This window comes from Clostridium sp. UMB9555A (assembly GCF_030222355.1).
Taxonomy (GTDB): Bacteria; Bacillota; Clostridia; order Clostridiales; family Clostridiaceae; genus Sarcina; species Sarcina perfringens.
This window is the reverse complement of the sequence record NZ_JASORQ010000003.1, coordinates 121981-134657: the sequence shown is the minus strand read 5'-3', so window position 1 is coordinate 134657 and position 12677 is coordinate 121981. Positions and strand designations below refer to the sequence as shown.

Annotated in this window: 9 protein-coding genes; 8 read left to right on the top strand and 1 reads right to left on the bottom strand. The window is 27.9% G+C overall.

The features are described from left to right. The first annotated feature begins 118 nt into the window (after positions 1–118). Positions 119–913 (top strand): Cof-type HAD-IIB family hydrolase, encoded by a 795-nt coding sequence (locus tag QP548_RS10665; RefSeq protein ID WP_061426415.1) that lies wholly within the window; start codon positions 119–121, stop codon positions 911–913. A gap of 265 nt (positions 914–1178) precedes the next feature. Here QP548_RS10665 and QP548_RS10660 read toward each other — a convergent pair whose 3' ends face one another. Continuing rightward, positions 1179–1625 (bottom strand): MarR family winged helix-turn-helix transcriptional regulator, encoded by a 447-nt coding sequence (locus QP548_RS10660; protein ID WP_061426416.1) that lies wholly within the window; start codon positions 1623–1625, stop codon positions 1179–1181. A gap of 322 nt (positions 1626–1947) precedes the next feature. On the opposite strand from QP548_RS10660, the gene QP548_RS10655 reads away from it, so the two are divergent. The 7 genes from QP548_RS10655 (at position 1948) to QP548_RS10625 (ending at position 12632) form a co-directional block, all read left to right on the top strand. Continuing rightward, complete coding sequence (locus tag QP548_RS10655; protein ID WP_061426417.1) at positions 1948–4245, top strand: ABC transporter ATP-binding protein; 2298 nt, start codon at positions 1948–1950, stop codon at positions 4243–4245. After that, the gene (locus QP548_RS10650) at positions 4238–6094 is read left to right on the top strand and encodes an ABC transporter ATP-binding protein (RefSeq protein ID WP_061426418.1); all 1857 of its coding nucleotides are present in this window, start codon (positions 4238–4240) and stop codon (positions 6092–6094) included. Before QP548_RS10655 ends, QP548_RS10650 begins: the two co-directional genes overlap by 8 nt. A 511-nt stretch (positions 6095–6605) precedes the next feature. Next, positions 6606–7487 (top strand): hypothetical protein, encoded by an 882-nt coding sequence (locus tag QP548_RS10645; RefSeq protein WP_061426419.1) that lies wholly within the window; start codon positions 6606–6608, stop codon positions 7485–7487. Positions 7488–7741: 254 nt separating this feature from the next. Beyond that, the gene (locus QP548_RS10640) at positions 7742–8791 is read left to right on the top strand and encodes an AEC family transporter (protein ID WP_011591597.1); all 1050 of its coding nucleotides are present in this window, start codon (positions 7742–7744) and stop codon (positions 8789–8791) included. Between the two features lie 326 nt (positions 8792–9117). Further along, complete coding sequence (locus QP548_RS10635) at positions 9118–10116, top strand: 2-hydroxyacid dehydrogenase (RefSeq protein ID WP_061426420.1); 999 nt, start codon at positions 9118–9120, stop codon at positions 10114–10116. 297 nt (positions 10117–10413) lie between these two features. Then, positions 10414–11964, top strand: a complete 1551-nt coding sequence (locus QP548_RS10630) for an ATP-binding protein (RefSeq protein WP_061426421.1) — start codon at positions 10414–10416, stop codon at positions 11962–11964. Continuing rightward, complete coding sequence (locus tag QP548_RS10625) at positions 11964–12632, top strand: response regulator (RefSeq protein WP_061426422.1); 669 nt, start codon at positions 11964–11966, stop codon at positions 12630–12632. Before QP548_RS10630 ends, QP548_RS10625 begins: the two co-directional genes overlap by 1 nt. Positions 12633–12677 lie beyond the last annotated feature (45 nt).

Here is a 12677-nt window from a genome sequence, read left to right as displayed (position 1 = left end):
TAAGTTTTATTTTTATATTTTTATACAGGGTTACTTTTCCTTTAATTATGTTGAAAAGATTTATAATCTTAAAAAAAGTATGATATTATAGTAATTATTAAAAAGGAGGAGGGTACTTATGGAGAATTTAAAAGGAATAGTATTTTTTGATGTAGATGGCACATTAATTGATTGTGGTAAAGGGTTATATAAACCTTCAAATAAAACTAAAGAGGCAATTAAAAAATTAAAAGAAAATGGATATTTAACAATTCTTGCAACAGGACGTCCAATGAGCTTTGTTGATGATGGCTTAAAAGAATTAGAGTTAGATGGATATATAGCATCTAATGGAACATATATAGAATTAAATAATGAAGTTATTCTTAATGATGATATAAAATTAGAGAAATTAAAAGAGATAATGGATTATTGCGTTGAACATAATATTAACTTTATTTTAGAAGGACAAAAAACAAGTTATGTTTTAAATAATGATGTGGCTAAAAAAATGGTAGAAAATTTTTCACTTCCAGAGGAAAGTTTTACTGGTGATTGGACAGAAGAGGAGCTTTCAGCAAATAAGCTTGTTATTGTTGATAATAATAAGGATGATTTTAAAGACATATTTGAAAGATTTAAGGATGAATTTGTATTTATGCAACATCCAGGACATTCATCTTATGATATGTATAGAAGAGGATGTACAAAAGCCCATGGAATAGAACATTTAATAAAGGAGCTAGGGTTAAGTGATAAGGATACTTATGCCTTTGGAGATGGAGAAAATGATATAGAAATGTTCCAAAGAGTTAAATATGGAATAGCAATGGGAGAGGCCCATGAAACTTTAATACCACACGCATATAAGCAAACAGAAAATGTTCCAAATGAAGGAATATATAAGGCCTTATTAGAACTAGGATTAATATAATAAAAATTATGAAGTGCGTGTATAAAAATAATTTTTTATAAAACTTACAAACAGTATGGAGAGAATATCTAGATGAGCTTTAGAATTTAAATTATTACGGAGAAGATATTACGTTAAGAAGCTTAAACTGTTCGAAGCGAAGCAAGTTTTGAAGCTTTAGTAATATCTTTGGAGTAATAATTATAAATTCTTAGAGAAATCTAGTAATTCTCGGAATATGTTTGTAAGTTTTATTTTATATTTTGATATAGCTCTGTCAGTCCTATTATTCTATTTTAGAAAAAATGCTATTAAGTTCTTTAGCTAAATCTTTTACTCTTTCTAATTCATCTGGTGAAAGAGAAGAGATTTTTTCCTCAAGATGCTTTTTGGTTCTTTCTCTTTGTTTTAAACAAAATTCATGTCCTTTTTCTGTTACTCTAACTCTAATAATTCTTCTATCATTAGGATCTGTAAATCTTTCAACTAAATTTTCTTGAATAAGCTTATCTATAATTGGAGTCATATTTGATTTTGATATAGATAGTTTTTTAGCTATTTCTGAAACAGAAGCTTCTCCACCGCAATGTAAATGAAATACAACCTTGGCATGTGATGGCGGAATAGACAGCCTTTTAACAATATCATCATGAGTAAATACTTTTCTATTTAAACACAATAATAATGTGTAAAGTTCTTCAGTAGCTCCCATTGAATTTTCTATGGTATTCATTTTTACCTCCTATTGTATTAAGTTCATAAATTTTAGTTGATGTATAATATAATAAATGAATAAATTTTAAAAGTTTTTAGTATTGTAGCAAAACACTTTATATTATAACCACATATAACTATTATACACCAAAAATAGTTATTGACATAGAATAGTTATGAAAATATAATTAATATTAAAATATAACTATTTATAAAGCGATAGATTTGAAAAATTTTGTTTTAGTAAGTATTGATTTTTTAATATATTTTTAGAATTAACTTAATTTCAAAGACAATACAAATTTAAAACATTATAAATTAAAAAGAAAAGAGGGAAATACATGTCAAAGCTAATTAAATACTTAAAACCATTTACGGCATCAATTTTAGCTGTTATAGTACTTCTTTTTGCTCAGGCAATGTTTGATTTATCTTTACCAGATTATATGTCAAACATAGTCAATGTAGGAATTCAGCAAGGTGGGATAGAAAATGCTGTTCCAAAAGTAATTAGTAAATCAGAATTTGATAAACTGACACTTTTTATGAGCAAAGATGAAAAAGAAAAGGTAGAAAGCAATTATACGTTGTTAGATAAAGGGACTCTATCTCAAAGTGATTATGATGAATATGTAAAAGATTATCCAGCCTTAGAGAAAGAGAATATTTATAAATTAAATACTAAGGATAAGGAGATAATTAATGAATTAAATCCTATTATGGGTAAAGCAATGATAGTTGTAGGTGGAATTGAAGAAAAAGGCCTACAAGGAGTAATGGGAAATTCAAATCTTACAGGAACTTCTGATAATTCAAAGGCTAATATGGAAGCCAATGCCCCTAAAGAAGGGCAAATACAAGGAATGCCTGCTAATACAGATCCATTCTTTATAATTAAGAATATGCCAGAGGCACAAAAGAATGATATGCTTAAGGAAATTAATGAGAAATTTGAAAAGATGCCAGAGAGTATGGTTACTCAAACAGCAGCTACTTTTATTAAAGCTCAATATACTGATTTAGGCATGAATATAGAGAAGATACAAAGCCAATACATACTAAAAACTGGAGGGATAATGATTCTTTTAGCTTTTGGAAGTATGATTGCAGCAGTATCAGTAACATTAATAGCCGCAAGAGTGGCAGCAGGATTTGGAAGAAATCTTCGTAGTAAAGTTTTTGGAAAAGTTGTTAGATTTTCAAATGCAGAATTTGATAAGTTTTCAACAGCTTCCCTTATAACTCGTAGTACAAATGATATTCAACAAATACAAACTCTTATGGTTCTGCTTCTTAGAATAGTTTTCTATGCACCTATCTTAGGTCTAGGAGGTATTTTTAGAGTTGTAAAAACAGATACTGGAATGTCATGGATAATAGCTGTAGCCCTAGCTGCTATACTTTCTTTAGTAATAGTTTTATTTGGACTTGCTATTCCAAAATTCAAGTTAGTTCAAAAACTTGTTGATAAACTTAACTTAGTAGCTCGTGAATCACTTACAGGAATGTTAGTAATTCGTGCCTTTAATACAGAAAAATATCAAGAGAATAAGTTTGATGGAGTAAATAAAGATCTTACTAGAACCAATCTTTTTGTTAGTAGAATAATGGGTGGAATGATGCCACTTATGATGCTTATAATGAACCTTATAACTATTCTTATAGTATGGGTTGGTGCTCATAATGTAAATGATGGAGTTATGCAAGTTGGGGATATGATGGCATTTATTCAATACACAATGCAAATCATAATGGCATTCTTAATGATATCTATGGTATCAGTAATGCTTCCAAGAGCATCAGTTTCAGGTCAACGTATAGCTGAGGTTTTAGAAACTAAAGAAAGCATAAAAGACCCTGAAAAGAATGATGAGTTTAATAAAAATAAAAAAGGATATGTTGAATTTAAAAAGGTTTCATTTAAATATCCTGGTGCAGAGGAATATGTTTTAAAAGATATTTCATTCACTGCAAAGCCTGGTGAAACAACTGCCTTCATTGGAGGAACTGGTAGTGGTAAATCTACTTTAGTTAATTTAATACCACGTTTCTATGATGTTACAGAAGGTGAAATCTTAGTTGATGGAACAGATATAAGAAAAGTTTCTCAACATGATTTAAGAGAAAAAATAGGTTATGTTCCTCAAAAGGGAATATTATTCTCAGGTACTATAGAAAGTAACTTAAAATATGGTAATGAAGATGCACTTTTAGAAGAATTAGAAGAGGCTGCAAATATTGCTCAAGCTTCTGAATTTATAAATACTAAAGCCTTAAAATATGCAGAGGAAATTTCACAAGGTGGTACTAACGTATCTGGTGGACAAAAACAAAGACTTTCAATTGCTAGAGCTTTAGTAAAAAATCCGGATGTATATATTTTTGATGATAGTTTCTCAGCTCTTGACTTTAAAACAGATGCAGCTGTTAGAAAAGCTCTTAATGAGAAAACATCACATAGCACAATGCTTATAGTTGCACAAAGAATAAGCACAATTATGGGAGCTAATCAAATAATCGTACTTGATGAAGGTAAGATTGTTGGTAAGGGAACTCATAAAGAACTTCTAGAAAATTGTGAGGTTTATAAGCAAATAGCTTTATCTCAACTTTCAAAGGAGGAGCTAAGTAATGAGTAAAGAAAGAAAAGGCGGAATGGGCGGCCCAATGGGTAGAATGGGTGGAGGTCCAAGAGCCGTTGAAAAAGCAAAAGATTTTAAAGGAACAATGAAAAAGCTTGGGGTTTATTTAAAACCCTATAGTTTATCTATAGCTATTGTAATATTATTTGCTATAGGAAGTGCTGCCTTCTCAATTGTAGGACCTAAGATTTTAGGTAAAGCTACTACAAAAATATTTGAAGGTTTAGTTCAAAAGATATCAGGGGTACCAGATGCTTCTATAGATTTTGGATACATTGGAAATATAGCAATGATTTTAGTAGCTCTATACTTAGTAAGTTCATTATTTGGGATTATACAATCTTTTATAATGTCAGGAGTTGCTCAAAAGGTTTCTTATAACTTAAGAAAGCAAATATCAGAAAAAATGGATACTTTACCTCTTAATTATTTTGATACAAGAACAAATGGAGAGGTTTTATCAAGAATTACAAATGACGTTGATACAGTGAACCAAACTTTAAATCAAAGTTTATCACAAATAATAACTTCAGTAGTTACTTTAATTGGGGTATTAATAATGATGTTCTCAATAAGTTGGATTATGACTTTAGCAACATTTATAATACTTCCAGTTTCAATGGTTCTTATATCTTTAGTTGTTAAGAAGTCTCAAAAATACTTTAAATCTCAACAAGAATACTTAGGTCATCTTAATGGTCAAGTAGAAGAGGTTTATGGTGGACACAATATAATGAAAGCTTTCAATAGAGAAGAAGCTTCAACTAAAGACTTTGATGAATTAAACAATACTTTATATAAATCAGCTTGGAAATCTCAATTCTTATCAGGTATGATGATGCCAATTATGTCTTTTGTAGGAAACTTAGGATATGTTTTAGTTTCAATACTTGGTGGATGGTTAACAATTAAAAGTGTTATAACTGTTGGGGATATACAAGCATTTATCCAATATGTACGTTCATTTAATCAACCAATAGCTCAGATGGCTCAGGTTGCAAATATAATGCAATCAACAGCAGCGGCTGCTGAGAGAGTATTTGAATTCTTAGATGAAAAGGATGAGGTTAAAGATCCAGTTAATTCAGTAGATCCTTCAGAAATAAGAGGAGAAGTTGAATTTGAAGATGTTCACTTTGGATATAACCCAGATAAGATAATAATAAATGATTTCTCAGTAGATGTTAAACCAGGGCAAAAGGTGGCTATTGTTGGACCTACAGGAGCAGGTAAAACTACAATAGTTAAATTATTAATGAGATTCTACGATATAAATAGTGGAAGCATTAAGATTGATGGTCATGATATAAGAGACTTTAAGCGTGCTGATTTACGTAACTTATTTGGTATGGTTCTTCAAGATACATGGTTATTTAATGGAACTATAATGGAGAATTTACGTTATGGAAGACTAGATTCAACTGATGCTGAAGTTAAAGAAGCTGCTAAGGCGGCTCATGTTGATCATTTCGTAAAAACTTTACCAGATGGATATAATATGGTCTTAAATGAAGAAGCAAGTAATATATCACAAGGACAAAAGCAGCTTTTAACAATTGCTAGAGCTTTCTTAAAAGATCCTAAGCTATTAATACTTGATGAGGCTACAAGTTCAGTTGATACTCGTACAGAGCTTTTAATACAAAAAGCCATGGAAAAACTTATGGAAGGAAGAACAAGCTTTATTATAGCCCACAGACTTTCTACTATACGTGATGCAGACTTAATCCTTGTTATGAAGGATGGAGATATAGTTGAACAAGGAAATCATGAAGAGCTTCTAGAAAAAGGTGGATTCTATTCAAGTCTTTACAATAGCCAATTTGAACAAAGTAGTGCTTCATAAGAAATATAAACTTTAAAATTTAAGATTATGAGACTTTAGAATAAGTTATTTTAAATTAGAGTTCTATAGAAGTATGTAATAAATTATTTAGGTTAAATAGTGTTAAAAAGTAATTTTTCTTAAAAATAGTATAAATAAAATATATGAATAATGTAGCTGATATGAATTTTTAGAATTTTAAATTTGTATCAGCTATATTTTTTATTTTAAAGTAGCCTATTTAATTGAAAGTAAGTTACTAAATTAAAAGTAATTAAAGTAAGCTATTAATTTAAAGTAACTTATTTACTTTAAAGCAAGTTATTTAATTTAAAGAAATTTATTTTAAGATAATTTTTAAATAATTAGTTTGATAGATATAATTTTAGTTATTACATAATGCAAAGAATCTAATATGATATAATTATATTTAGCTGAGAAAAATAATTATTAATAGCTTTTATTGCCTAGGTTTTTATTAAATAATTTTAATTAAAATAAGGTATTAAAAGTGAATTTTGTGAGGTTTTTTATGAAGTTTAGGTTTTTATATGTTGGTGATAAAATCTTAAGTCATAGAGAAGAGGGACTTTTTAGGGTTTTAAATTGTGAGGAATATTCTTCAAATAAAAAGGTTTTAGATTATAAAGAAATTTGTAATAGAAAAAAATATAAAAATGGATTTAGTGAAGAGAAGTTTAATAGGATTTATCTAAGTAAAAGAGGTTCTGTAATTAACTTTTATTCATTAGGAAGTAAAGAATTCAATGAAACTTATTTAAATGATACAAATAGGTTTAAGGATTTACTTGATTTAAATAAAAATAGTGAAAATGAAGAGATTAAAATAATTTTTTTTGATTTACTTAATAAAGAAGCTAATAAGGATGAATTGTTTATAACTTCATTTATGAATAAATTAGGTAAAATTTCAAAGGATATAAATTGGGACAAGATATTAATCATATTTAATGAAGAGATTATATTTAATAAAGTTACTAATATAGATTCAAGATTTAGGAAGTGCTCTTTAGTATTAAATAATTATGATGTTAATTTAAATGAGTTTATTCATATTTTAATAGATTTCTTATTATTAAAGGATGATTTAGTAGATAAATGGTCTGAATATAGAAAAAAAATAGCTAACTCTAAATTAACTCTTGGAAAGGTTAAGGGGGTGGATTTTTCAGGAGAGGTAATTATGAGGATTTTAGGGGAGTTTTCTAAAATACAGAGAGATAATTTATTTAAATTAATATTAATGAGCAAAGAAGGAGTAAATTTAAATGAAATAGCTCTTATAGAGGATGCTTTAAAAGAATACATATCCTTAGATTCTAAGTTGATAATTAAACAATTAACAAAGGATTTTTTTAATGATGAAGTAAGATACATACTCATTTCTAAATAAAAAGAATAATAATTTTATAGGTGAAAGTTCTTAAAATGGCTTATAAAGCTGTTTTAAGGGCTTTTTTTAGTTTTTAATAAATTTTGATTTTGTTAAATATTTAACTTAAATAACTTAAATAATTATTTAAAAACTTAAATAAATTGTTTGAAAAGGGCAAGGCTTGTACAATAATTCTTGTGAGAAGAAATTTCGACAAAAATCAACATAACTTTAAATGTTAAAAAAAACACAAAATAGGAGGAAGGTTAGTAATGTTAGAAATCATTCAAAAAACACTTACTGATAATGCAATCATAGGTGCAATATTTTCATCAATAGCAATTATATTCTTAGGATTTTATATTAGAAAAAGAAATATATTAACAGGGGCTGCATCTAAAATATTAACTAAGGTTGTATTAACAGTTGCAATTCCAGCATTAGCATTTACTTCATTCATGAAAGATATTAATCAAAAAGAATTACATGAAGGTATTAATATTCTAATATGGGGATTTGTAATTTACATATTATTAATTGTATTAACAAAGTTTATCTTTGCAAGAGTTAAAGGGGACAAGCAAGATGTATTTAGAGTACTTACTATATTTGGATCAACAACTTTCTTTGGAGTTCCAATAGTTAAAGCAGTTTATGGCTCAGTTGGAGCTATGTACTCATCAATATTTAACATAGCATATAGAGTTTTCTTATATTCATATGGATACATTAAAATGTCAGGTGTAAAAATGGACAAAGAAAACATGAAGAAAAATTTAAAAGAAATGTTATTAAACCCAGTAATTATAGCTACATTCTTAGGATTATTTATATGGTTATTCCAAGGTATGTTACCACAAGTTCAAATAGGTGATAAGAGTTATGCATTCTTAAGAATAGACCAAACATTACCTTGGTTATATAAACCACTTACATACTTAGATAAATTATGTTCACCACTTGCATGGTTAGCTATAGGTATTACTTTAGCAGAAGTACCATTTAAGCAAGCTGTAGGACAAAAAGAACCTTGGGTTTACAGTTTAATAAAAATAATATTAGTTCCAGTTATAAACTTAGGATTATTAGTAGTATTAAATAAAACAGGTATATTACCAGTTTCATTTGAAGGAATGGCTACTACAGTTATCATGTTAGCTACTCCAACTGCTACAGTGGCAGCAGCTTACGCAATAAGTTTTGATAAGGAAGCTTTATTAACATCAAACTGTTCATTACTATCAACAGTGGTTGCCGTAGTAGCAATGCCATTCTGGATAGTAATATTACAAATAATCAAAAACATAGGATTATTCGCTTAATAATATAAGCACTTAAAAACTAACAAACTTTTTAAAGCTAAAAACATATTTTTCATATTAAATATAGTTCAATAATTATTGAATTTCGTGGAGAATTTCTATTCTTTATTCCATAGATTCAGCTAAAGCTCAAAAACTCGCTTCGCTTCAAACAGTTTTCGCTTCTTAACGCTGAATCTATTCCATAAAAAATGAAATTCTAAGCACTCATTCAAATATTATTTCACTTATATTTAATATGAAAAATTTAATTAGAAATTTAAATTAAAAGGATAAATAGAGATTTAAATAAAACAAAAAGATGGGGAAAAGAGGAGGTTTTTCGTATGATAAAATTAGTATGTTATGGAGTTAGAGAAACAGAGGTACCATACTTCCATAAGTTAAATGAAGAGTTCGGATATGATTTAACTTTAGTTGAAAAAAACTTAAACCATGAAAATGTAGAGGAAGCTATAGGGGCTGAGGCTATAATGGTAAGAGGAAACTGTATGGCTGATAGACAAAACTTAGAACTATTAAAGAGCAATGGTCTTAAATATGTTTTAACTAGAACTGTTGGATTTGACCATGTTGATTTAGATGCTGCTAAGGATTTAGGATTAAAAGTTGCTAGAGTACCAGGTTACTCACCAAATGCTATAGGAGAATTAGCTGTGAGTTTAGCTATGATGCTTTTAAGACATACAGCATACACTACTAATAGAACAAGCAATAAAAACTTTGTAGTAGATGGATTTATGTTTAGTAAAGAAATAAGAAACTGTACAGTTGGAATATTAGGAGCAGGTAGAATCGGATTAACAACTGCTAAATTATTTAAAGGACTAGGAGCTAAGGTTGTAGCATATGATGTATTCCAAAGTGATGCTGCTAAGGAAATAGTTGAATTTATGCCTTTAGATGAAGTTTTAAAAGTTTCTGATGTAATATCAGTACATATGCCATATATAAAAGGGCAAAATTATCACATGATAAATGAAGAATTCATATCAAAAATGAAAAATGATGCTATTATAATCAATACTGCAAGAGGAGAATTACAAGACATAGAAGCTATAGTAAAAGCTCTTGAAGAAGGAAGATTAGGTGGATTTGGAGCTGACGTTTTAGAAGGTGAATCAGCAGTATTCTTCAAAAACTTAGAGGGACAAAAGTTAGAAAATGAATCATATGAAAAATTAATAAGCTTATATCCAAGAGCTTTAGTAACTCCTCATATGGGTTCATATACAGATGAGGCTTTAAGAAATATGATAGGAATATCATATGAAAACTTAAAGGAGTATTTAGAGGGAAATACTTGTAAAAATGCAATAGCATAATAAATAAAGTAGCTTTAAATTACTTTAATTAAGGTTAAAATTAAATAAGTTTACTAACAAAAGAAGTATATCAATAATTATGTTCTTAAGAAAATATAATCTATATTTTCTAGAGATATAAATTATGATATACTCTTTTTTTATGAGATTTCTTGAGTTTAATTTAGAACTAAAATATATTTAAAAATCAAGAAAACCTTAAAATTATTGGTCTAGAAAAAAGATTAGTGAAAAGTTAAAAATAGAATTGGAGTAATCTTTACAATATGATATAATTCCTTCACGGTGGTGAAAAATATGAAAGTAAAATTTGAAAATAAAATATTATTATGGGCTATACTTATAACTTTCATTCCACTAGCATTATCTTTTACTTTATTTATAGAAGATAAGCTTTCATATATGGATGAAGATGTAAGAAATACCTTAAAAGAAACTGCTTTTAGTATAAGTGAGATTCCTTTTGTTCAGGAGGATCTTAATAATGGAGAAATAAACTCAAGAATACAAGAATATACCAAACATTTTATTGAAGCTATAAATGATGTTGATATTATTGTTGTTGCTGATATGCGAGGGGTTAAGTACTCTCATTTAGATGAGAAGCAAATAGGACAGGTATTTGTTAATGAGGATAAGAAAGAAGTTTTAACACAAGGAAGTAGTTATTATTCTTTGATGAAGGGTTCTATGGGAGAAACCTTAAGATGGTTTCAACCTGTAATGTACAATGGAAAACAAGTTGGTTTTATTATGGTAGGTAAGTATTATAATGAGATTCAACTTTTAACTCATAAGACTTTAATAAAATATATGGGGCTTTTTATTTTAGTTTTTTTAATTACTATATTAATATCTAAACTTTTTGCTAGAAAGGTTAAAAAGGCGATTTTGGGAATGGAACCAGAAGAAATTGCTGCCTTATATAAAGAAAAAAAGATAATATTAAATACGGTAAGTGAAGGTATTATTGCCTTAAATAAAAACAATGAAATAACAGAGATAAATGATAATTGCTATAAGCTTATAGATGGGTTTTCAAAGTATAAGGTATTGAAAAAATTATTACCTTATATAGAAGAAAATAAAACTGTAGAAATGAAAGAAATTATACTTCAGGGGAAGAAGGTATTTGTAACTATACAACCTATTATGAAGAAGGGTGAATATTTAGGTTCTGTAATAACTTTAATGGATAGAAATGATATTAGAAAAATTGCAAAAGAGATAACTGGAGTTGACGAGGTTGTTAAGAATCTAAGAGCCAATGTCCATGAATTTAGAAATAATCTACATGTAATTTTAGGATTAATTCAACTAGGTGAATATGAAGAAGCTAGAAAATACATATTAAAAACTCAAAAGGTTCATGAAAATAACTCTTTAAAATTTTCAAACGTAGAGGATTATTACGTAAGAGGATTACTTTTAAGTAGAGAGTTAGTTGCTAAAGAAAGAGGAGTAAACTTTGTCTTAACAGAGGAATCATTTTTATTTGGAAATCATAATTATGTTGATTCCTATGATATTGTTACTATTTTAGGTAACTTAATAGAAAATGCTTTTGATTCTTGTGTATATTCAAGTATTGAGAACAAGGAAGTTGAGGTTACTTTATATGAAGATGATGAAAAGATAGAGATGCAAGTGAGAGATAATGGGAAACCTATAGATAATAATATAAAGGAAAGAATATTTGAATTAGGAGTTTCCTCAAAGGGAGAAGGAAGAGGAACAGGATTATCATTAGTTAAGAATAGAGTTGAGCTTTATGATGGTTGTATTGATATTGAGGAATTCAATGAAGAGAAAATATTTATTATAACTATTTTAAAAGGAGAAAAGTAATGGAAAAGAAGATACTTATAGTAGAAGATGATCCAATGGTGGCTCTTATTAATAAAAGATTTTTAGAAAATATGGGCTTTAAAGATATATTAGGACCAGTACAAACTGAGGAGGAAATAATAAAGGTATTAGATAAAGAAAACATTGATTTAATTCTTTTAGATGTATATCTTCCTAAAAAAAATGGTATTGATATATTAAAAAGTTTAAGATACAAGAAGTATTTAACTGATGTAATAATGATAACTGCTGCCAATAGTGTTGAAGAGGTGAAGAGAGCCTTTGCTTATGGGGTAACTGATTACTTAGTTAAGCCCTTTGAATTTGAAAGGTTTGAGGAGGCTATAAATAAGTATAAGCAAAAAAATAATCTTTTAAATAAGAGAGAGGCTTTAAGTCAGCAGGACATAGATGTTATTTCAAAATCTTTAGAGGAAAAGATTGAATTACCTAAGGGATTAAATCAAAAAACTTTAGATAGAATAATGGAGTTTTTAAAAGAAAATCAAGGAAAGGTTTGGACACTAAGAGAAATAGCCTATGAACTAAAAATAAGCAATGTAACAATAAAAAAATATATGGATTACTTAGAGGATGTTAAAAAGGTAAATGTAACTTTAACTAGTGGGAATGTTGGGAGACCAGAATATAAATATACTTTAGGTTAGTAGTTATAGTTTACTAATGTAAATCAAAAGATTTAAAAAAATATT